The sequence below is a fragment of the Streptomyces sp. NH27 genome (assembly GCF_056859195.1).
Genome location: NZ_JACEGK010000039.1, coordinates 1 through 23775 on the forward strand (window position 1 = coordinate 1; position 23775 = coordinate 23775).

Here is a 23775-nt window from a genome sequence, read left to right on the forward strand (position 1 = left end):
GCAGGGGCCCGGCCCGGCGGCTGCGGCGCCGGCGCAGCTGCGGCTGGGGGTGCTCGACGCCGACGGCAGGGTGGTCAGCGAGATGATCGCGCGCCCGGCCGACGACGCTGCCCCGGGCGCCCGCCGTCCGCAGGCCGCGCCGGCCCCGACGGCGGCGCCCGCTCCCACCGTCAGGAGGCCACAGGCGCACGGCGGTCCGACGCGGCGCGTCGAGGAACACGTCGCGGCGGTCCTCGGGCTGTCACGCGACCAACCGCTGGCACGCCGGCGCGGCCTGTTCGACCAGGGGCTGGACTCGCTCACCGCCGTCGAGCTGCGGGACCGGCTGGCCGCCGAGTTCGGCCTGGAGCTCCCTGCGACGATCGTCTTCGAGAAGCCGACGATCGAGGCACTCGGCGAGTTCCTGGCCGAGGCCGCCCCGCACGCCGGCGGTGCTCCCCGGACCTTCGCGCCGGACACCTCGTCCGGCGCCTCGGCCGATGACGGCGGGGCGCAGGACGACGCCGTCGCGGTGATCGGCATGGCCTGCCGGCTGCCCGGCGCGGATTCGCCCGAGCAGTTCTGGTCGCTGCTGACCGAGGGCCGCAGCGCCGTCCGCGACCTGCCGGCCGGCCGCCGGGCCGACCCGATCTGGGCCGAGGCCGGGCCCAGCGTCCCCACCCGCGGCGGTTTCCTCGACGACGTGGAGGGGTTCGACGCGGAGTTCTTCCGTGTCTCGCCGCGCGAGGCGAAGTCGCTCGACCCGCAGCACCGCCTGCTCCTCGAGGTCGCCTGGGAGGCACTGGAGGACGGCGGGCAGCCCGCGCTCGACGGCAGGGCCGCAGGTGTCTACTGCGGCCTCAACACCGCCGACTACCAGCAGCTGCTCACCCGCGACATGGCCGACGTCGACCACTTCTACGGGACCGGTACGACGTTCGCCGGAGCCGTCGGACGCCTGTCGTACTTCCTCGGACTGAGCGGCCCCAGCATCGCCGTCGACACCGCCTGCTCGTCGTCGCTCACCGCGGTCCACCTGGCCTGCCAGGGTCTGCGCCAGGGCGACTGCGAGATCGCCGTCGTGGGCGGGGCCAACGTGATCGTCGCCCCCACGGTGTCGGTCTCCATGTCGGGGGCCGGCGCACTGGCCCCCGACGGCCGGTGCAAGACCTTCGACGACACCGCCGACGGCTACGGCCGGGGCGAGGGGGCGGCGGCGCTCATCCTCAAGCCGCTCGGCGCGGCGCAGCGGGACGGCGACCGCATCTACGCGGTGATCCGCGGCACTGCGGTAAACCAGGACGGTGCCAGCGGCGGGATGACGGTCCCCAACGCGTCCGCGCAGGTCTCCGTCATCAAGCGGGCGGTCGCGGCCGCGGGCTGGGCGCCGCGCGACATCGACTACGTCGAGGCGCACGGCACCGGAACGTCACTCGGCGACCCGATCGAGGTCCGCGCTCTCGCCGAGGCGCTGGGACCCGGGCGTGCGGCGGACGAGGCGTTGCTGATCGGCGCGGCCAAGGCCAGCATCGGGCACCTGGAGGCCGCCGCCGGCGTCACCGGGCTGCTCAAGGTGGTCCTCGCGCTGCACCACGGTGAGCTTCCGCCGCACCCGCTGAACCGGCCGTCGACGTACATCGACTGGGACAGCCTGCCGGTCTCGGTGGTGACAGAGCGCCAGCAGTGGCCGCTGCGGGACCATCCCCGTCGGGCGGGCGTGAGCTCGTTCGGGTTCAGCGGCAGCAACGCGCACGTGGTCGTCGAGCAGCCGCCGGAGGTTCCGGAGCCGGCCGCGGTCCCGGCCCGCCGCGAGCCCGACCTCCTCCGGGTCACCGCCGCGGCGGAGCCGGCACGCCGCCCGGCCGCCGGCCGGCTGGCCGCCCGGCTGCGCGAGGCGCCGACCGACCTGGACGACATCGTCCACACCGCCGCCTACCGCCGCACCTGGCTGAGTCACCGGCTCGCCGTCACCGGCCAAGACGCCACCGCCGTTGCGACGGCCCTGGAAGCGACGGCTCGCGGGAACAGCTCGCCGGCCGTCACGACGGGGCAGACACCCGACGGGGCGACGCGCACTGTCGGGTTCTGGTTCGGCGCGCAGCCGCCGTCCGCCGCTCTGCGCGACCGGCTCGCGGGGCTGCCGGAGTACGCCGGCGCCCTCCGGTCCTGCGCCGAGCGCCTCACAGCGCTGACCGGTGCGACCGTCGACCCGTTCGCCGAGCCGTCGGCCGATCTGCCGGCGGCCTACCTGCTGTGCCACCACGTCGCGGCGGTCGGGCTGTGGGCCGACGTCGGGCTGGCGCCGGAAGCCGTGGTCGGCGAGGGCGCGGGCCGGCTGGGCGCTGCCTGGGCCGCCGGGCAGCTGGACCTCCAGGACGCGCTGCGGCTGGCCGCCTGGCAGACCTCCGGCGTCGAGCTGCGGCCGGGCCGCATACCCGAGGTGTCGGCCGACGGCTCGGGCCCTGCCGCGTCCCCCGACGACCTGGTGCGGCGTACGGGCCGCGGGCCCGCCGAGCAGCCGCAGGGCCTCGCCGACGACATCGCGTCCGCGGGCGTGGACGCGCTCCTCGACGTCCTGCTGCGGGACCTGCCCGATCCGCTGGCTGACCGGTTCGGGGTCCGGACAGACACTGGCGACCCGGTGGACCGGCTCGCCGGCACCGTGGCCGAGCTGCTCGTGACCGGCGCCGTGCCCGCGCCGGCCAAAGCGGCGCGCCTGCCGGTCAGCCTGCCGGGCTATCCGTGGCAGCGCCGCCGCTTCTGGTATCGCGAGGCCGCCGACATCGGCGGCGACCAGCAGGCCACCCCGTGGGTGATGTCCGCCGCCAGCGCTACCGGTCTGCGGGCCCGCGCCGCCGCGGTACGGGACTTCACCACGCGCGGCCAGGGGCTCGACCCGCTTGGCGTCGGCGCCTCCCTGGCCGCGCTGCCACGCGCGACCGCGCACCGCGCCGTTGTGCTGGCCGGTGACGCCGGGGGTTTCGTCGACGGCCTGAGCGCGCTCGCGGACGGCCGGACCGCCGCCGGCCTGATCCAGGGTGCGGCCGGGAACGGTCCGAGGACCGCTCTGGTGTTCCCGGGGCAGGGCGCCCAGTGGCAGGGAATGGCCGCCGAGCTCATGGCGGCCGAGCCGGCGTTCGCCGAGCGGATGCGCGCGTGCGGGGAGGCACTGGCCGAGTTCACCGACTGGTCGCTCAGCGCGGTGATCGGCGGTGAGCCAGGTGCCGCCCCGCTCGACCGGGTCGACGTCGTCCAGCCGGTGCTCTTCGCCGTGATGGTCTCGCTGGCCGAACTCTGGCGCTCCTACGGGGTCGTGCCCGCCGCGGTGGTCGGCCACTCGCAGGGCGAGATCGCCGCCGCACACGTCGTCGGCGCGCTCTCGCTGCGTGACGCGGCCCGCGTCGTGGCGCTGCGCAGCACCGAACTGTCGCGCCTGTCCGGCCAGGGCGGCATGGCCTCGGTCGCCCTCGGCGCGGAGGCGGCCACCGCGATGCTGCGCCCCTTCGACGGCGCCCTGTCGATCGCCGCGGTCAACGGGCCACAGAGCGTCGTGGTGGCCGGCGAGGTCGGCGCGCTCGACGAACTGGCGGACGTCTGCCAGGGCGACGGCACCCGGTTCAAGCGCGTCGACGTGGACTACGCCTCGCACTCGCCGCACGTGGAGCAGATCCGCGAGCGGCTCGGGCACGTCCTCAAGGGGATCACGCCCCTCAAGGGGAAGGCGCCGTTCTACTCCTCGGCCACCGGGGGGCTGCTGGACACCACCGAACTCGGCACGGACTACTGGTACTACAACCTCCGCCAACACGTGCGGTTCGAGGAGTCGGTCCGCGCGCTCCTCGGGGACGGCCACCGCCTGTTCATCGAGGCGAGCCCGCACCCGGTGCTGACGTCGTCGATCGAGGAGACGGCCGAGCGGGCCGGCAGCGAAGCGAGGGCGCTGGGCACGCTGCGCAGGAACGACGGCGGCACCGGACGCTTCCTGACCTCCCTCGCCGAGGCGTACACCCAGGGCGCCGACGTGGACTGGCAGCAGGTCTTCACCGGGTCCGACGCCGAGCCGGCCGCGATTCCCGACATCGCCGCCCATGAACTCGACGCCTGGCGCTACCGCGTCGACTGGCAGCCCGCCGCCGACCCCGCGCAGCCGCAACTGAGCGGACGCTGGCTGGTGCTGGCTCCCGGCACCAGCCCGGGCCTCGACCGCGCGGCGGACGTGTGCCGGGCGTTGACCGAACGGGGCGCGGACGTCACGCGGCTCAGCCTGGACCCGGCGCACGAAGGCCGAGACCACATCGCCGGCCTGCTCCGGGACGCGGCGGCCGCGGACGCGGCCGGAGTGCTGTCGTTGCTGGCCATGGACGAACGCCCGTACCGGGACTTCCCCGACATCCCGGCGGGTACGGCCGCCACCCTGGCCCTCGTGCAGGCGCTCGGCGACGTGCCGGCCGACGTCCCGATGTGGCTGGCGACCAGCGGCGCGGTCGCCGCGGACGGCGGCGACCCGCTGTCGCCCGTGCAGGCCCAGGTCTGGGGCATGGGACGGGTGGCGGGCCTGGAGATCCCGCAACGCTGGGGTGGCCTGGTCGATCTTCCGGGCACACCCGGCGAGGACGCGCTCCGGCGGCTGTGCGCGGTGCTGGGCGGCGGCCTGGGCGCCGAGGACCAGGTGGCCGTGCGGGACAGCGGCGTGTACGTACGGCGGCTGGTGCGCGATGCGGTGGCCGACCGGCCCGTGGTGCGGGTCTGGCGGCCTCACGGCAGTGTGCTGGTCACCGGCGGTACCGGCCGGCTCGGCCGGTGCCTGGCCCGGTGGCTGGCGGACTCCGGCGCGGAGCACGTCATCCTCGCCGGCCGGCGGGGCCGCAACGCCCCGGGCGCGGCCGAACTGGAGGCGGAACTTGTCGAGTCCGGTACGTCGGTGACGATGGCGGCCTGCGACGTGGCCGACCGGGCCGCGATGGCAGCCCTGCTGGGCGAGGCACGGGCCGCCGGACGGCCGGTCCGTACGGTCGTGCACGCGGCGGCCGTATCCGAGCCCGGCCCGCTGTCCGGGACGACGCCGGCGCAGCTGGCCGGCATGTTGCGCGCCAAGGTGACCGGTGCACGGGTCCTGGACGAACTGCTGGGCGAGGACCCGGTGGACGCCTTCGTCATGTTCTCCTCGGTCGCGGGCATCTGGGGCGCGGCGGAGAACGGCGTGTTCGCCGCCGCCGACGCCCACCTGGACGCACTGGCCGCCCGGCGCCGCGCCAGGGGCCAGGCCGGCACCACCGTCGCCTGGAGTTTCTGGAACGCGTTCGGGGAGAACACCGACGATCCGGCGGTGCGGGAGTTGTTCACCAGCCAGTCCGAACGGCAGGGCCTTCCGCTGCTGGACTCCGGTCAGGCGCTGCGGGCGCTGCGGCAGGTGCTCGACCAGGACGAGACCTCCGTGGCCTTCGCCGACGTGGAGTGGGAGCGGTTCGCGCCGCTGTACACCGCGGCCCGCGCTCGGCCGCTGCTCGACGAGCTGCCGGACGTCCAGGGCGTCACGGGCGCCGGCGAGCAGGAGGCCGGGGACAGCGCGCTCGCCCGGCTGCTGGCGCGGACCTGCGAGTTCGAGCGCGAGTGGGCGGTCCTCGACCTGGTCAGGACCGAGGCCGCGGCCGTCCTGGGGTACAGCCGCGCGGGCGACGTGGACCCCGACCGGCCCTTCACCGAGATGGGCTCCGACTCCGTCACGGCGGTCGAGTTCCGGACCCGGCTGAACGCGGCCACTGGGCTGCGCCTGCCGTCGTCCCTCGCGTTCGACTACCCCACCGCTGCCGCCGTCGCGGGCTGTCTGCTGGATCTCGCCCCCGGTGGCTCGGCCGGTTCCGTGGCGGCGACGGCGCCGGCCGTGACGGTCGAGAACGTCACCGCCGTCGACGAGCCGATGGCGATCGTGGGGATGGCGTGCCGGCTGCCCGGAGGGGTCACGACGCCGGAGGAGTACTGGCGCCTGCTGGTCGAGGGCCGGGATGCGGTGTCCGGGTTCCCGGCGGACCGCGGATGGGATCTGCCCGGGCTGTTCGACCTGGATCCGGATCAGCCGGGTACGTCGTACGTTCGTGAGAGCGGGTTCCTCGACCATGTGGCGGAGTTCGACGCGGACTTCTTCGGGATCTCCCCGCGCGAGGCGCTGACCATGGATCCCCGGCAGCGGCTGCTGCTGGAGACCTCCTGGGAGCTGTTCGAGAACGCCGGGATGGACCCGCTGAGCCTGAAGGGCACCCGTACCGGTGTGTTCATCGGTGCCGGCCCGACGGACTACGCGACCGGGGCGACGATGGCTCCACACAGCGCCGAGGGGTACGCGGTGACCGGCGGCACGCCAGCTGTGATCTCGGGGCGCGTGTCGTACGTGTTCGGGCTGGAGGGCCCGGCGATCACGGTCGACACGGCGTGCTCGTCGTCCCTGGTATCTCTGCACATGGCGTGCCAGGCGCTGCGCGCGGGCGAGTGCTCGATGGCGGTTGCCGGCGGGGTCGCGGTGATATCGAGCCCGAAGGTCTTCGTCGAGTTCAGCCGGCAGCGCGCGCTGTCGGCGGACGGGCGGTGCCGGGCGTTCGCCGAGGCCGCGGACGGCACCGGCTTTGCCGAGGGCCTGGGCCTGCTGCTGGTCGAACCGCTGTCGGAGGCCCGGCGCCGTGGGCACGAGGTGCTCGCGGTGATCCGGGGCTCGGCGCTGAACCAGGACGGCGCATCGAACGGGCTGACCGCGCCCAACGGGCCTTCCCAGCAGCGGGTGATCCGGCAGGCGGTGGCAAACGCGGGCCTGACGCTGCGTGACGTGGACGTCGTGGAAGCGCACGGAACGGGGACCACGCTGGGGGACCCGATCGAGGCGCAGGCGCTGCTGGCCACCTACGGGCAGGACCGCGCGCAGGACCGGCCGGTCCTGTTGGGGTCGGTGAAGTCGAACATCGGTCACACGCAGGCGGCCGCGGGCGCGATCGGTGTGATGAAGATGGTGCTGGCGATGCGCCACGGAGTGGTGCCGGCGACGCTGCACGTCGACGAGCCGAGCCGCCAGGTGGACTGGTCGGCCGGCCGGGTCGAGCTGGCGGTGGAGGCGGTGCCGTGGCCCGAGGGCGGTCACCCGCGGCGTGCAGGGGTGTCCTCGTTCGGGGTCAGCGGCACCAACGCGCACCTCATCCTCGAACAGCCGCCGGCCCAGGAGCAGGAGCAGGCGCGCGTCACCGATTCCGGACCGGCGGGCGGCAACGGCTCCGGCCCGGCGGCCGCGCCGGTCCTCTGGCCCGTCTCGGCGGCGTCCCCGGCCTCGCTGCGGCAGCAGGCCGGCAAGCTGAGCCGGCTGCTCGCTGACGAGTCCGCTCCGCAGCCGTGCGATATCGGATGGAGGCTGGCCTCCTCGCGTGCGGCGCTGCCGCACCGCGCGGTGGTGCTCGGCGACGACTACCTCGGCCGGCTGGCCCTGCTGGCCGACGACGAGCCGGGCCCCGGGCTGGTGCGCGGAATCGCGCAGCGCAAGCCGCGGGTCGTCTTCGTCTTCCCCGGACAGGGCAGCCAGTGGCCCGGAATGGCCGCCGAACTGCTGGACGGCAGCCCGGAGTTCGCCGGATACATCGCCGAGTGCGAACGGGCGCTGGCTCCGTACACCGACTGGTCGCTGACCGAGGTGCTCCGCCGATCGGACCGGGCGCCGGGCCTGGACCGGGTCGACGTGGTGCAGCCGGCCCTGTTCGCGGTGATGGTCTCGCTGGCACGCCTGTGGCAGCACTTCGGTGTGAACCCCGCCGCGGTGGTCGGGCACTCCCAGGGTGAGATCGCCGCCGCCTGTGTGGCCGGCGTGCTGTCCCTGGAGGACGCCGCCAAGGTGGTGGCTGTGCGGGCGGTGGCGCTGGCCCGGCTGACCGGATCCGCAGGAATGGCCTCGCTGCAGGTGGACGAGCAGCAACTGGCCAAGCTGCTCGCCCCGTGGCAGGAGCAGCTGACGATCGCGACCGTCAACAGCCCGTCCCAGGTCGTCGTGGCCGGTGACACCGACGCGCTGGACGAACTGACCGCCGAGTGCGAGCGGCAGGCAATCCGGATCCGGCGGATCGAGGTCGACTACGCGTCGCACTCGCCGCAGGTCGAGCCGCTGCGCGAGCAGCTGCTGGCGAAACTGGACGGAATCTCCCCTCAGCGCTCGCGCATACCGTTCTACTCCGCGGTGACCGGGGAACCCGCCGACACCACGGAACTGGGCGCGGAGTACTGGTACCGCAACCTGCGGGAGCCGGTGCTGTTCGGGCGCGCCACCCGGGCGCTGCTCGACAACGGCTTCACCATGTTCGTCGAGGTGAGCCCGCACTCGGTACTGACCGCCGCGGTGCTGGGCACGGCCGCGTCGGCGGGCGACTGCGCCGAGCCGGTGACGGTGGGTTCGCTGCGCCGCGACGATGGCGGCATGGCCCGGTTCTCCGCCTCGCTGGCCGAGGCGTGGGTGAATGGCGCGGACCTTGACTGGTCCGCGCTGACCCCCGGCGCCCGGCAGGTCCCGCTGCCCACGTACGCCTTCGACCGGCAGCGGTTCTGGATGGACGACGAGAGCACTGCCGTAGACCCGTCGGCACTCGGCGTGGAGGCGCCGGACCATCCGCTTCTCGGTGCCGCGGTGGAACTCGCGGACACCGGTGGCCTGGTGCTCACCGGCCGGTTGTCGGCCGGCACCCGGCCGTGGCTGGCTGACCACGCGGTCAACGGGGTGTGCCTGCTGCCGGGGACGGGGTTCGCCGAGCTGGCTCTGCGGGCCGGCGCCGAGGCGGGCTGCCCGCGGGTCGAGGAACTGACCCTGGAAGCGCCGCTGCTGCTGCACGGCGACGATCCGGCGCGCCTGCAACTGGCGGTCGGGGCGCCCGACGGCTCGGGGTACCGGTCGCTGGTCGTCTATTCGCGGCCGGACGGCGCGGACGGCGAGTGGACGCGGCACGCGTCGGCGGTCCTGGCGCCGGTTGGCGGCGACGCCCCGGACGCGCTGGCCGTCTGGCCGCCGCCCGGCGCCGAGCCGGTGCCGATGGAGCAGGATGCCTTCTACGCCGCCGGAGCGGAGGCCGGGTACACCTACGGGCCGTCGTTCCAGGGCCTGGCCCGGGCCTGGCGGCGCGGCGACGAGGTCTTCGCCGAGGTGTCGCCGCCCTCCCAGGTGCAGGAGGAGGCGGGTCGGTACGGCATGCACCCCGCGCTGCTCGATGCGGCGCTGCACGCGATGGTGCTCGTCCCCACCGCAGGGCAGGGCGACGGCGCCGACGGGGCGGTGCGGCTGCCGTTCAGCCTGGCCGGCGTGTCACTGTTCGGGCCCGGTGCGCGCTCCCTGCGGGTGCGCATCGCGCCGGCCGGTTCGGGCGCGGTGGCGCTGACCGCCGCGGACGAGACCGGAGAGCCGGTCCTGGTGATCGAACGCCTGGTCACCCGGCCGGTCGCGGTCGAGCAGCTCTCCGCGGCGGCGAGTCCGGCCGGCAGGTCCCTGTTTCAGTTGGACTGGGTCCCGCTGACGACGCCCAAAGACCGTGTCGCCGGCGGCTGGGCCGTACTGGGCGAGGACGCCTCCGGCCTGGCCGATTCGCTGCTGGCGTCGGGGATCCCAACCCGCTCGTACCCAGACGTGGCTGCCCTACTTGGCGCGCTGTCCGACGGCGCGCCGGCCCCGCGCACCGCGGTGCTCCCCGGTGCGACGGCGGCAGGTGCCGGGCTGCCCGGCGCGGCCTTCGACCTGGCCGGCACGGTGCTGCGCGAGGTTCAGGCGTGGCTGGCCGACGACCGGACGGTCGAAACGCGGCTGGTCGTGGTCACCTGCCGCGCGCTCCCGGTCGGGCTGTCCGACGATGTCCACGACCTCGCCGCGGCTCCGGTGTGGGGGCTGGTTCGCTCGGCGCAGGCCGAGAACCCGGGCCGGATCGTCCTGGCCGACCTCGACGAGCACGGCGGCACGGAGGCACTCGCACACGCGCTCTCCGGTGATGAGCCGCAGATCGCGGTCCGGCGGGACACCCTGCTGATCCCGAGGCTGTCGGTGACGCGCCCGCCGCGGGGCAGGCTCACCGCACCGCTCGGCGGCCGGTGGCGGCTCGAACCGGACCCGGCCGGCGTGCTCGATGCCATCTCCGTGGCGGCCTGCCCGGAGACCGGGGAGCCGCTGGCACGGGGCCAGGTGCGGGTGCGGGTCCGCGCGGCCGGGATCAGCTTCCACGATCTCCTGGTCGCCCTGGGGCTGCCGCCGGACGACGGCCTGTTCCTCGGCGGGGAAGGGGCCGGCGTGGTCCAGGCGACCGGTCCCGGCGTGACCGGACTCAAGCCCGGGCAACGGGTCATGGGGCTGATGCCGCGCGCGTTCGGCACCGAGGCGGTCACCGACCACCGCTGGCTGGTCCAGGTCCCCCAGGACTGGTCGTTCGAGCAGGCGGCCTCGGTCCCCTCGGCCTTCCTGACCGCCTACTTCGCCCTGAACGGCGTGGCATGCCTACAGACCGGGCAGCGGGTCCTCATCCACGCCGCAGCCGGCGGAGTTGGCATGGCGGCGGTCCAGATCGCCCGCCACCTGGGCGCTGAGGTGTTCGCCACTGCCAGCCCGGCCAAGCACGACGCGCTGCGGCGGATGGGCTTGGACGACGCCCACATCGCCTCGTCCCGGGACGTGGCGTTTGCCGACGAGGTGTTCGCCGCCACCGGCGGCGCGGGGGTCGACGTGGTTGTCAACTCGCTGGCCGGCGAACTCATCGATGCCTCGTTGCGTCTGCTGCCCAGGGGCGGCTGCTTCATCGAACTGGGGAAGACCGACCGCCGGGACCCCGAGGATGTCGCCGTCGCGTGTCCGGGTGTGGTGTACCGGCCGGTGGACCTGGTGCCGGACACCACGTCGAAGACGATCCGGACCATGCTGGCCGACGTTGTCCGGCTGCTGCGGGACGGCGCCATACAGCCGCTGCCCGTTCGCACCTGGGACGTCAGGGACGCGCCCGAGGCGTTCCGCTACATGGCCCAGGCCAAGCACGTCGGCAAGCTCGTCCTGACGATCCCGCCCGTTCCCGACCCCGCCGGCACGGTACTGATCACCGGCGGCACCGGAACACTGGGCGCTCTGGTGGCCAGACACCTGGTGGGCCCCTGGGGGATGCGCCACCTCGTGCTGGTGAGCCGTCAGGGTGCCACCGCGCCGGGCGCCGAGGAACTGCGCGCGGAACTCGCCGAGCTGGGCGCCGACGTACGACTGGCCGCCTGCGACATCGCCGACCGAGAGGCCCTGGCGGACCTACTGGGCAGGATCGCGGCGGATCACCCGCTCACCGCGGTGGTCCACACGGCGGGGGTGCTGGACGACACGGTGTTCGGCTCCCTCACCGGTGAGCGCCTGGCGCCCGTGCTGCGTCCCAAGGTCGACGCCGCCGTGCACCTCGACGAGCTCACCACCGGTCTCGACCTCGGCATGTTCGTCATGTATTCGTCGGCGGCCGGGCTGCTCGGCAATCCCGGACAGGCCAACTACGGTGCGGCCAACGTGTTCCTCGACACGCTCGCCGCGGTCAGGCACTCGCGCGGTCAGGCTGCCACGTCGATCGCCTGGGGTCTGTGGGCGCCAGACAGCGCACTGACCGGCCGCATGAGCGCCGTGGACCGTGAGCGACTCTCCCGGGCCGGGGCGCAGGCGATGTCCGCCGCGGAAGCCCTGGCCCTGTTTGACCAGGGGGTGCAGACCGGCGAGCCGCTGGTTGTGGCGGCGCACATGGACCGTGAGGCGCTGCGCGCGCAGGACGGCCAGGGGACGCTGCCGCCCGTGCTGCGCCTGCTGGTGCCGCGCCGCAGCCGGCCGGACCGAGCCACAGGCGACAGCGGCACCGCCGCCGTAGGGCTGGCCGGCCAACTCGCCGGGATGTCCACGGCCGAGCGGCGGCAGGCGCTCGTGAACCTCGTCAGGAAGCAGGCCGCCGCGGTGCTGGGCCACGGCTCGGTGAGCACGGTGGACGTCGACCGCGGGTTCCTCGAAATGGGGTTCGACTCGCTGACGGCGGTCGAACTGCGCAACCGGCTCGCCGTGGCGACCAACCTGCGGCTACCCGCCACGCTCATCTTCGACCGCCCGACCTCCACCGAACTCGCGCGCTGGCTAAACGAGCAGGTCGGCTCGGCCGACGACGTGCAGGAGACGGCGGACGACGGCGATGACGGTCAGCGAGACCGCGACGACGAGATCAACGCGGCCGACGCCATGGACGTGGACGAACTCATCCGCTCCGTATACAGCACCGAGGAGTGAGGGCCCCAATGACCGCATCGATCGAAGAGATCACCAGTGCGCTGCGGACGTCGGTGAAGGAGACCCGGCGGCTGCGCCTGCGCAACGACGAGCTTGAGGCGCAGCTGCGCGAGCCGGTGGCGATCGTGGGCATGGCGTGCCGCTATCCGGGGGGTGTGGCCTCGCCGGAGGACCTGTGGCAGCTGATGTCCGAGGGCCGCGACGCGGTCGGCGGCTTCCCGCAGGACCGGGGATGGGACCTGTCGGGGCTGTTCGACTCTGACCCCGACCACTCTGGAACGTCGTACGTCCGTGAGGGCGGCTTCCTGGACCGGGTGGCGGACTTCGACCCGGCCTTCTTCGGGATCTCCCCGCGCGAGGCCCTCTCCATGGACCCGCAGCAGCGGTTGCTGCTGGAGACGTGCTGGGAGCTGTTTGAGGACGCCGGGGTCGACGCGGCGGCCCTGAAGGGCAGCCGGACCGGGGTCTACATCGGCGCTGGCCCCTCGGACTACCCGCAGGGCATGGAGGGTTACGTCGTTACCGGCACCACCCCGAGCGTGGTGTCCGGGCGGCTGGCATACGTGTTCGGGCTGGAGGGCCCGGCCGTGACCATCGACACGGCGTGCTCGTCGTCGCTGGTGGCGCTGCACCAGGCGTGTCAGGCGCTGCGGGCGGGTGAGATCACGATGGCGGTGGCTGGCGGCGCGGCGGTGATGTCGAGCCCGCAGGTGTTTGTCGAGTTCAGCCGGATGCGCGCGCTGTCGGTCGACGGGCGGTGCAAAGCATTCGCGTCCACCGCCGACGGGTTCGGGTTCGGGGAGGGCGTCGGCCTACTGCTCGTCGAGACCCTGTCCGAAGCCCGGCGCCGCGGACACCGGGCGCTCGCTGTCATCCGGGGTTCGGCCGTGAACCAGGACGGTGCGTCGAGCGGGCTGACGGCGCCGAACGGCCCGTCCCAACGGCGGGTGATCCAGGCGGCTCTGGCGCGTGCCGGTGTGGTCGCGCCGGAGGTGGACGTGGTCGAGGCGCATGGGACCGGGACATCACTGGGCGACCCGATCGAGGCGCAGGCGCTGATGGCGACGTACGGGCAGGGCCGCGCGCAGGGCCAGCCGCTGCTGCTGGGGTCGGTGAAGTCGAACATCGGCCACACCTCGGCGGCGGCCGGTGCGGCGAGCGTGATCAAAATGGTGCTGGCGATGCGGCACGGAACGCTGCCGGCGACACTGCACGTGGACGAGCCGAGCCCGCACGTGGACTGGTCGGCGGGCGCGGTGGAGCTGGCGGTGAAGGCGGGGCCGTGGCCCAGCAACGGGCATCCACGCCGGGCCGGCGTGTCCTCCTTCGGCATCAGCGGCACCAACGCCCACCTCATCCTGGAGCAGGCACCCGAGCCGGAGCAGCCGCCCCCCGCGGAGCCGCCGGCCGGCGAGGGGGCGGCCGAGGCCGCAACGGTGCCGTGGGTGCTGTCGGGGCGGGGCGAGCAGGGTCTGCGCGGGCAGGCCGCGCGGCTGGCGGAGTTCCTGCGGGCCCGGTCCGACCTGGACCCGTGGGACGTCGCGGGCTCGCTGGTGCGGCGCTCGGCGCTGTCCCACCGGGCCGTGGTGCTCGGTGCAACCCGACCCGAACTGCTCGCCGGGCTGGACGCGCTGGCCGCCGAGCAGCCCGTGGCGGGACTGGTCCAGGGCGCGGCCCGCACCCGCTCCGCCGAGGCGGTGCTGGTCTTCCCCGGGCAGGGGTCCCAGTGGCGGGGGATGGCGCTCGGGCTGCTGACGGCGGCTCCGGTGTTCCGCGACCGGCTCGCCGAATGCGACGCGGCGCTGGCCCCGTTCACCGGCTGGTCGGTGCGCGACATTCTCCAGGAGGCCCCCGGCGCCCCGGATCCGGACCGGGTGGACGTCGTACAGCCGGTGCTGTTCGCAGTCATGGTGTCGCTGGCCGCCCTGTGGCAGCACGCGGGAATCGTGCCCGCCGCGGTGGTCGGGCACTCCCAGGGCGAGATCGCCGCCGCCTGCGTGGCGGGCGGACTCTCGCTGCCGGACGCGGCGCGGGTGGTGGCACTGCGGAGCCGCGCCCTGGTGGCGCTGGCCGGGCAGGGGGCGATGGCCTCGCTGGGCCTGGGGCGCGACGAGGCCGAGCCGCAGTTGTCCCGGTGGGAGGGCCGGCTGGCGATCGCCGTCGTGAACGGGCCCGGTTCCGTGGTGGTGTCGGGTGACAGCTCCGCCGTGGCCGAACTGGTCGCCGCGTACCAGGACTCCGAGGTCCGGGTACGGCGGCTGCCGGTCGACTACGCCTCGCACTCGCCGCACGTCGAGCGGATCCGGGACGAGGTGCTTGCGCAGCTCGACGGCATCACCCCCGGCCCCTCGCGGATTCCCTTCTACTCGGCGGTCACCGGTGGGCAGCTGGACACCTCCGGGCTGGACGCGGACTACTGGTACCGCAACCTCCGCCTGCCGGTGCGCTTCGACGAGGTCACCCGGACGCTGATCGAGCGGGGCTACGAGCTGTTCGTGGAGGCGAGCCCACACCCGGTGCTGACCATGGGACTGGAGGAGACGATCGCGGACGCGGACGCCGACGCGGTCGTCCTCGGCACGCTGCACCGCGACCGCGGCGGCCTGGACGACTTCCTCGGCTCGGCTGCGCGAGCCTACGTCGGCGGCGTGCCGGTCGACTGGCGGGGTGTGCTCGGCCACCGCGGGAACGGCCCCGTCCGCCTTCCGTCGTACGCCTTCCAGCGGCAGCGCTACTGGCAGGACCCCGTGGCGCCGTCCGGCGACGCCCTGGGGAAGGCCGGGCTGCGCGCCGGTGAGCACCCCATGCTCGGAGCCGCCGTCGACATCGCCGGCAGCGGCGCGGTGGTGCTGTCCGGCCGACTGTCGCCGCAAACCCACGGGTGGCTGGCCGACCACGTGGTCGACGGCCAGGTGCTGCTTCCCGGCACGGCGTTCGTGGAGCTCGCGCTGCGGGCCGCGACCGAGACTGGCTGCTCCGGGATCGACGAACTGGCGCTGGAAGCCCCCATGGTGGTGCCGACGGCGGGTGCGGTCCAGGTCCAGGTGGTGGCCGGCGCCCCGGACGAGGCGGGCAAGCGCCAGGTGGCGGTGTACTCGCGGCCGGAGGACACCTCCGTCGACGGCGAGTGGACGTCGAACGCGGTCGGCGAGCTGACCGGCCCGCCTGCCGCTGGGGACTTCGGCGGCCTGATGGTCTGGCCGCCGGCCGGCGCGGAGCCGCTGCCCACCGACGGCCTCTACGAGGGTTACGCGGAGCGCGGCTACGGCTACGGAGCGGCCTTCCGCGGGATCCGCCGGGCATGGCGGCGGGGAAACGATGTGTTCGCCGAGGTCGGCCTGCCGCCCCTGCAGCGCGGTGAAGCCGGGCGGTTCGGGGTCCACCCTGCCCTGCTGGACGCGGCGGCGCAGGTGGCCGGCATGCTCATGTCGCAAGACGGCTCGTCGTCGGGTCAGGGGTTCTGGCTGCCGTTCCTGTTCAGCGAGGTGGCACTGGTCACCTCGGGTGCGGCCGACCTGCGAGTCAGGATCCGGCGGGCCGGCCAGGACCGGGTGGCGCTGACGGCCGTGGACCTCGACGGGCGGCCCGTCGTCTCGGTCGGAGCCATCGTCGTACGGCCGGTGTCGGCCGAGCAGTTGCGCGCGTCGGATTCGGCCGCGCTGCGCGACGCGCTGTTTCGGCTCGACTGGATACCCGCCCCCCGACCCGAATCCGTGCCGGCCGCGCAGCGGCTGCGATGGGCGGTGCTCGGCGCGGAGGGGGAGGGCGCGGCGGTCGCGCGGCGGCTCGGCGACTCCGGCGCGGTCGTCAGCGAGTACCGTGACCTGGGAGGGCTCCGTGCGGCGATCGCCGAAGGGGCTCCCGCGCCCGACCTCGCGGTGTGGTGCGACCCGGGGTGGGCCGAGCCCGCCCCCGGCAGCGAGGACGTCGGCCTGGCCGCTCGCGCCCGGACGGTCACCGCGGCCGCGCTGAGCGTGCTGCAGGAGTGGCTGGCGGACGACGACCTCGGCGCCGGCCGTCTGGTGATCAGGACGCAGGGCGCGGTGGCGGCACGGGACGGGGAGGGCGCCGTGAACCTGGTGTCGGCCGGCGTGTGGGGGCTGGCGCGCACGGCGCAGACCGAGCATCCGGGCCGGTTCGTCCTGGTCGACGACGGCAGCTGCCCGGACGACGCCGGAAACGGCGACCTGTGGGCGGCGATAGTGGCCTGCGGGGAACCCCAGGTCGCCGTCCGAGCCGGTGGACTGCTGGTGCCGCGGCTGGCCCGGGCCGACGGCGGTGAGAGCCTGACGCCGCCGGCCGGAACGGCCGCCTGGCGGCTGGAATGCACCGGCACCCGGACTCTGGAGGGACTGGCGCTGGTCCGCTGCCCGCAGCCGGCCGCCCCGCTGGGCCCGCGAGAGGTACGGGTGGCAGTGCGGGCGGCCGGGCTCAACTTCCACGACGTGGTCGTCGCGCTGGGGTTGATCCCGGACGAGGCGGATCTCGGCGGCGAGGGTGCGGGAACGGTGACCGCCGTCGGCAGCGACGTATCCGACCTGGTGCCTGGGGACCGGGTGTTGGGCCTGATGAGCCACGCGTTCGGCCCGGTCTCGGTGACCGACCACCGGTTGCTCGCCAGGATCCCGCGGGAGTGGTCGTTCGAGGAGGCCGCCTCGGTGCCGGCGGCATTCCTCACCGCGTATTACGCGCTCTTCGATCTGGCCGGGCTGCGCGCCGGCGAGTCCGTGCTCGTGCACGCGGCGGCCGGCGGGGTCGGCATGGCCGCCGTACAGCTCGCGAAGCACCGCGGCGCGCGGGTGTTCGCGACCGCCAGCCAGGGCAAGTGGCCGGCCCTGCGGTCCGCCGGGCTGGACGACGCGAACATCGGGTCGAGCCGCACGCTGGAGTTCGAGCAGCGGTTCACCGACGCGACCGGCGGCCAGGGCGTCGATGTCGTGCTGAACTCGCTGGCCGGGGACTTCGTCGACACCTCGCTGCGGCTGCTGCGGCCCGGCGGGCGGCTTGTCGAGATGGGGAAGACCGACGTCCGTGACAGCGGTGACGTCGCCGCCGTACATCCCGGGGTCCGCTACCGGGCGTTCGACCTGAACGAGGCGGGACCGGACCGCATCGGGGAGATGCTGTCCGAGATCATGGCGCTGTTCCACGCCGGTTCGCTGGAGCTGCCGCGGCTGACCACTTGGGACGTCCGGCAGGCGATACCGGCGTTCCGGTTCATGAGTCGGGCCCGGCATGTCGGCAAGATCGTGCTGACCGTGCCGCCGGCGCCGGACCCCGACGGGACGGTTCTCGTCACCGGCGGCACCGGGACCCTGGCGGGCCTTGTCGTGCGCCACCTCGCCGAGCGGGGGGCCAAGCACTTCATGCTGCTGAGCCGTCGCGGGCCCGCCGCGGAGGGTGCGGACACGGTCCGCGCCGAACTGGCCGAGCTGGGCGCCAGTGTGCAGATGGTCGCCTGCGATGTCGCCGACCGGGCCGACCTTGCCGAGGCGCTGGCCGCGGTTCCGGCCGAGCACCCGCTGACGGCGTTGGTGCACGCGGCCGGCGTCCTTGACGACGGGATCCTGCCCTCGCTCACCCCGGACAGGATCGACGCGGTGATGCGGCCCAAGGTCGACGCGGCCCTGCACCTGCACGAGCTCACCGCGCAGGCCGACCTCGCCGAGTTCGTCATGTTCTCCTCGGGCGCCGGGCTGACCGGCTCGCCAGGGCAGGGCAACTACGCGGCCGCGAACGTGTTCCTGGACGCGCTCGCCTGTCACCGGCGGGCAATGGGCATGCCGGCGACGTCGATAGCGTGGGGCCTGTGGGCGCAGACCAGCGCGCTGACCGCCGCCATCACCAGCTCCAGCCGAGCACGCATCACCGGGTACTTCACGTCGCTGCCCACTCCGCAGGCGCTGGCGCTCTTCGACGCCGCACGCAGCTCCGCCGAGCCCTTCCTGCTGGCGACCGGTGTCCGCACCGGCCGGCTGCGGAGCCTCGCCCGCGACGGCGACCTCCCGGCGCTGTGGCGCGGTCTGGTCAACGCGCCGGTCCGAGTCCGGATCGCGACGGCCGACCCCGCCACCGGTGTAGCGCGGCAGCTGAGCTCGCTGAGCGAAGCCGAGCAGCAGCAGTTCCTGCTCCAGCTCGTCCGGTCGCACGCAGTCGTCGCGCTGGGCGGCGGCAACGCGGAGAGCCTGGACCCGGACAGCCCTTTCCGGGACCTCGGGCTCGACTCCCTCACCGCCGTCGACCTCCGCAACAGGCTGGCCGGCGCGACCGGTTGCAAGCTTCCGGCGACTCTGGTCTTCGACCATCCCACTCCGGCCGAGCTCGCACGCTACCTGCGCACGAGGCTCACCGCCGACGCGGCGCCGAGGTCCGAGCCGGTGCTCGACGAGATCGAGAGCCTGGAGCGGGCGCTGCTACGGGACGTGCCGGCCGAAGACCTGCGGGTGAGGGTCACCCGGCGCCTCCAGGCGCTGCTGAGCCGATGGAACGACGGTCGCCCGGACGCCGGGGCGCCAGCCGCCGAGGGGACGGACGTGGCCCTCGATTCGGCAACCGACGACCAGATATTCGCACTCATCGATGACAACCTCTCCGAGGCTCCATGACTCCCGGCCGGCGGTACCCGGGGCGCCTTCGGGTTGCCGTCACCTGCCGCTGCCTCCGCACAGGCGCAGCGCGCTCTCCAGGCACAAAACCGCCGCCCTGCGGGCGCTCAGGTGCTCGGCGGTGACCTCCGCCGCAGCGGCATGCTGCAGTCCGATGATGGCGGCGGCGAGCCAGCCGGCGGGCAGGGACGCGTCGAAATCGCCTGCGAGCTGGCCGCGTTGGATGAGCCGTTCGAGCCGCGGGGGCACGACGCCCGACAGGGCGTTGCGGTTGGGCTGCGTGGCCCGCGGCGCGGTGGCGTTGAGCAGGAAGGAGTGGCGGCGCAGGAACTGCCAGCCGGCGTCGAGGAAACGGGCCAGCGCGTCGGCGGGCGGGGCCGTGTCGAGACCTGCGTCGTCCAACGCGGCTAGGTACTCCGCGGCCGCGGCTTCGATGAGGGCTGCGACCAGGGCGTCCCGCGAGGGGAAGTGCGCGTAGACGGTCTGGCGGGTGACCCCGGCCGTGGTGGCGATGTCCTCCATGCTCGCGTCGGGACGCTCGCCGAGCACGATCCGGGCCGCGTTGAGAATGGCGTCGATGCTGCGGCGGGCGTCGGACCGGCGGCGGCGGGTCGGCGTGATGTTGTCGGGCGAATCAACCATTTCCCTTGATGTTATCCGTTCCGCAATAACATTGACAACCTGCAAGAGCTAGATTAATTTGACATCATGTCAAAGAACAGTGTGGTTGGGGGCCATCCGGCGGTCGAGGCGTCCGGCCTAGTCAAGGTCTACCGGGAGAACCGGGCTTTGGACGGGATCGACCTCACAATCCGGCGCGGTCAGGTGTTCGGGTTCCTTGGCCCCAACGGGGCAGGCAAGACCACGATGATCCGCATCCTGGCCACGCTGGCCCGGCCGGACTGCGGCACGGCCCGGGTCCTCGGCCACGACGTGCTGACCGAGGCGGACGCAATCCGGGCCCGGGTCGCGGTGACCGGCCAGTTCGCGTCCCTCGACGAGGACCTGACCGGATATGAGAACCTGCTGATCCTCGGCCGGCTGCACGGTCTGTCCCGGGCCGCAGGCCGGCAGCGGGCGGACGCCCTGTTAGCCGCGTTCGACCTGTCCGGCTCGGCCGGGCGGGCGGTGAGCGGCTACTCGGGCGGGATGCGCCGCAGGCTGGACATCGCGGCCAGCCTGATCGTGACTCCTGACCTGCTCTTCCTCGACGAGCCGACCACCGGTCTCGACCCGCGCAGCCGCAACCAGGTGTGGGACCTGGTCCGCCGGGTCGCCGCGGCCGGCACCACGGTGCTGCTCACCACGCAGTACCTGGAGGAGGCCGACCAGCTCGCCGAGCAGATCGCGGTCATCGACCACGGCCGGGTCGTGGCCGAGGGCACCAGCACCCAGCTCAAGGCCCAAGTCGGCTCCGGCACCCTGCACATCCGGCTGCTGGACGGCGGGCAGCGCCCGCGGGCGCAGGAGATCCTGGCCGGTGCCCTGCAGGGCACGGTACGCCTCGGCGCGGACCCGCTCGCCCTGTCCGCGCCGCTGACCACCTCGGCGGACGCGACGGACGTGGGCCGGCTGGTCGGGCACGCGATGACCCGGCTCGCCGAGGCCCAGGTGGGCGTCGCCGAGGTTTCCCTCGGCCAGCCCAGCTTGGACGAGGCGTTCTTCGCCCTGACCGGCCACCCCGCCGGCCCGACCACCTCGACCGTCCCGGCCGCGCAGGCCACCGCGGGCCAAGAGGACGTGAACGCATGAGCACCCCTGCCGCGGTCACCCGCCTCGCCGAGGCGCAGACCGATCCGATCGACGCCCTGCTCGTCGTCGGCCGGTCGCACGGCCGCGCCGGGGCCCTCGCCGCGTCCGCGATCTTCGGTCGGCGCGCCATGCTCAAGATCAAGCACGATCCCAAGCAGCTCGTGGACTCGATCGCCATCCCGCTGCTGATCACCGTGCTCTTCACCTACCTGTTCGGCGGCGCCATCAGCTCGTCGCCGGGGGAGTACCTCAAGGTCCTGCTGCCCGGCGTGCTCAGCATGAGCATCGCGATCGTCACTATGTACGGCGGCGCCCGGCTCGCTCAGGACGTGCGCAGCGGAGCCTTCGACCGCTTCCGCGGCCTGCCGATCTGGCGGGGCGCCTTCGTGCTCGGCGGCCTGCTCAGCGACGCCGTCCGCTACGTGTTCGCCTCCGCCATGGTGGTGGTCCTCGGGCTGATCATGGGCTACCGCCCCGACGGCGGCGTGTCGGGCGTGCTCGCCGCGGTCGCCCTGGTCGTGGCCTTCGGGCTGGCCCTATCCCTGCTGTGGGCCATGGTTGCGCTGCTCGTCCGCGACCCGGCCGTCGTCCTCAGCATCGCCAACGCGGTACTGATGCCGCTGTCGTTCGCCAGCAACATCTTCGTCGAACCCGGTACCATGCCCGGCTGGCTCCGGGCCTTCGTCGACGTCAACCCGCTCAGCCACGTCGCGACAGCGGCCAGGCACCTGATGAACGACACCGGCGGCGCCGGCGGCGCAGTCGCCTGGTCCCTCATCGCGGCCGCCGCCATCACCCTCGTGTGCGCCCCTCTCACCCTCCACCTCTATAGCAAGCAGAACTGAGGCACGGCAAGACCGGTCGGAGTACGGCAAAAGCAGCCGGAGCACGGCGAACTGGCTGAAAACCAATCCACCGGGGTCCCCCTTCTTTCTTTTGAACCCTTCAACGGAGCTCCCATGCGACTTCTGACGTTCCCGTCCGGCCGGAGAGCCAAGTGGGCCGTCCTCGTGTGCTGGATCGGCCTGCTAATCGTCGGCGGCATCTTCAGCGGCAGGTTCAGCAGTGTCGAGCAGGACGACGTGTCCACCTTCCTGCCGAAGAGCGCCCAGTCGACCCAGGTCGCCGAACTAGCGAAGAAGTTCAAGCCGGACATAAGCTCCGCGGTGGTCGTCTACCAGCACGCCGGGGGCACCGCCGTCACACCGCAGGACCAGGCGGTGGCCGCGGCAGACTCCCGGCGCTTCGCGCGGTTGGCGAACGTGACCGGGCCCGTGGTTGGCCCGGTGGTCGCGAAGGACGGCAGGGCGATCGAGGTCACCGTCCCGATCAAGGCCGGGATCGGCGGGCAGACGGGATCGAGCGAGACCTCGACCGCTGTCAAGGAGATCCGGTCGATCCTGCGCGCCCATCCCGACCTTGACGCGCAGGTCACCGGACCCGCCGGCTACGCCGCTGACCAGGCCGACGCGTTCTCGGGTACCGACAGGGCGCTGCTGTACCTCACGGTCGCGATCGTCATCGCCATCCTGTTGATCACCTACCGCAGCCCGGTGCTGTGGATTGTCCCGCTGGTCTGCGTGGGCGTGGCACTGGTCGTCGCGCAGGGCGCGATCTACCTGTTCGCCCGGCACGCGGGCCTCACGGTCAGTTCGGAGACCCAGTTCATCCTCACCGTGCTGCTCTTCGGCGCGGGCACCGACTACGCCCTGCTGCTCATCGCCCGCTACCGCGAGGAACTGCGCCGCCACGAGGACCGGCACGAGGCGATGGCGGCCGCCCTGCGGCACGCGGGGTCCGCGGTCCTCGCCAGCGGCGGGACGGTGGTCCTGAGCCTGCTGTGCTTCCTCGCAGCCGAGCTCAACTCGGTCAAGAGCCTGGGGCCGGCGATGGCCATCGGCGTCGCGAGCGCCCTCCTGGCGATGGTCACGCTGCTTCCGGCTCTCCTCGTCATCCTCGGGCGCTGGGTGTTCTGGCCGGTCCGGCCGGCGTTCGGCTCCGAGCGGCCGGCCGGTCGCGGCACGTGGCCGTGGATCGGACGCGTGGTGGCCCGCCGGCCGCGCGCCGTCTGGATCGGTACCTCGCTCGTGCTCGGTGTCCTGGCGCTCGGCCTGATCGGGTTCAAGGCGGACGACGTGCAGCTGAAGGACTCCTTCACCAGCGCGCCCGAAGCCGTCACCGGGGAGCGGGTGATGGCCCAGCACTTCGCGGCCGGCGACGGCGACCCCGTGCAGATCGTCGGCGCCGCCGGCGCGGCGGCGCCGCTGCGGTCGGCGGTGGCCGGCACGCCCGGGATCACGGACGTCACCGAGCCGCTGGTCAAGGACGGCCGCGTCTACCTGGAAGGCACCCTGACGGCCGCGTCGAACACCAAGGGGGCGTTCACGACCGTCGACCGGCTGCGTGACGTGGTGCACGACGTGCCCGGGGCGGACGCCAGGGTCGGCGGCGGCAGCGCGATCAACCTCGACTACGGCAGGGCGGCCGACCACGACCGGAACCTGCTGGTCCCGCTCATCCTGGTGGTCGTGGCACTCATCATGGGCCTGCTGCTGCGCGCCGTCGTCGCACCGCTTGTCCTGCTCGCCACGGTCGTGCTGTCGTTCGCGGCGGCGCTCGGTGTGAGCGCCCTGACCTTCCAGCACGTCTTCGGGTTCGCCGGAGCCGACCCGGCGATCCCGCTGTGGATCTTCGTCTTCCTCATCGCCTTGGGCGTCGACTACAACATCTTCCTGATGACGCGGGTACGCGAGGAATCTCGGGCGCACGGCACTCGGCGCGGAGCGCTGCGCGGCCTGGACGCCACCGGCGCCGTGATCACCTCCGCGGGCATCGTGCTCGCCGGTACCTTCGCCGCGCTCACAACGCTGCCCCTGGTCTTCGCGGTGGAGATCGGCTTCGCGGTCGCGTTCGGCGTGCTCCTCGACACCTTCCTGGTGCGCTCCGTCCTCGTCACCGCCCTGACCTACGACATCGGTCACCGGATGTGGTGGCCCAGCGCCATGAGCCGCGAGGAGACGCCGAGCAGCAGCGAGGAACTCGCGCCGCCCTCGCTCACCCTGAGCTGAGCCTTCGGGGACCGGGCAGAGCCGTCGCCCCGCACCCTCCAAGGGGTGCGGGGCGACAGGTCGTCGCGCGCTTCGTTTTTAACCCCACCAAGAT

Annotated in this window: 6 protein-coding genes; 5 read left to right on the forward strand and 1 reads right to left on the reverse strand. The window is 73.6% G+C overall.

What is annotated here, in order from left to right; translation table 11 throughout:
• Positions 1–82: 82 nt before the first annotated feature.
• Together AC13HU_RS05750 and AC13HU_RS05755 are read left to right on the forward strand one after the other, a co-directional pair.
• Positions 83–12256 carry an SDR family NAD(P)-dependent oxidoreductase gene (locus AC13HU_RS05750; protein WP_483040637.1) on the forward strand — a complete coding sequence of 4058 codons (12174 nt, stop codon included), beginning with the start codon at positions 83–85 and terminating at the stop codon, positions 12254–12256.
• A gap of 8 nt (positions 12257–12264) precedes the next feature.
• The gene (locus AC13HU_RS05755) at positions 12265–18861 is read left to right on the forward strand and encodes an SDR family NAD(P)-dependent oxidoreductase (protein WP_483040638.1); all 6597 of its coding nucleotides are present in this window, start codon (positions 12265–12267) and stop codon (positions 18859–18861) included.
• 39 nt (positions 18862–18900) lie between these two features.
• On the opposite strand, the gene AC13HU_RS05760 is transcribed toward AC13HU_RS05755, so the two are convergent.
• Positions 18901–19503 carry a TetR/AcrR family transcriptional regulator gene (locus AC13HU_RS05760; protein ID WP_483040639.1) on the reverse strand — a complete coding sequence of 201 codons (603 nt, stop codon included), beginning with the start codon at positions 19501–19503 and terminating at the stop codon, positions 18901–18903.
• A 66-nt stretch (positions 19504–19569) separates the two neighbouring features.
• On the opposite strand from AC13HU_RS05760, the gene AC13HU_RS05765 reads away from it, so the two are divergent.
• From AC13HU_RS05765 to AC13HU_RS05775, 3 genes are all read left to right on the forward strand, one after another.
• A complete protein-coding gene (locus tag AC13HU_RS05765; protein WP_483040640.1) occupies positions 19570–20613 on the forward strand; it encodes an ATP-binding cassette domain-containing protein in 1044 nt (347 codons plus the stop codon).
• On the forward strand, positions 20610–21458 hold the full coding sequence (locus tag AC13HU_RS05770) for an ABC transporter permease (RefSeq protein WP_483040641.1): 849 nt from the start codon (positions 20610–20612) through the stop codon (positions 21456–21458). The genes AC13HU_RS05765 and AC13HU_RS05770 overlap by 4 nt, the downstream gene beginning before the upstream one ends.
• Positions 21459–21572: 114 nt before the next feature.
• Positions 21573–23681 (forward strand): MMPL family transporter, encoded by a 2109-nt coding sequence (locus AC13HU_RS05775; protein WP_483040642.1) that lies wholly within the window; start codon positions 21573–21575, stop codon positions 23679–23681.
• The last annotated feature ends 94 nt before the right edge of the window (positions 23682–23775 follow it).

Coding starts and splice junctions, on each gene's coding strand:
- AC13HU_RS05765 (WP_483040640.1), top strand. CDS start 19,570: ATGTCAAAGAACAGTGTGGTTGGGGGCCATCCGGCGGTCGAGGCGTCC.
- AC13HU_RS05770 (WP_483040641.1), top strand. CDS start 20,610: ATGAGCACCCCTGCCGCGGTCACCCGCCTCGCCGAGGCGCAGACCGAT.
- AC13HU_RS05775 (WP_483040642.1), top strand. CDS start 21,573: ATGCGACTTCTGACGTTCCCGTCCGGCCGGAGAGCCAAGTGGGCCGTC.
- AC13HU_RS05760 (WP_483040639.1), bottom strand. CDS start 19,503: ATGGTTGATTCGCCCGACAACATCACGCCGACCCGCCGCCGCCGGTCC.
- AC13HU_RS05755 (WP_483040638.1), top strand. CDS start 12,265: ATGACCGCATCGATCGAAGAGATCACCAGTGCGCTGCGGACGTCGGTG.
- AC13HU_RS05750 (WP_483040637.1), top strand. CDS start 83: ATGATCGCGCGCCCGGCCGACGACGCTGCCCCGGGCGCCCGCCGTCCG.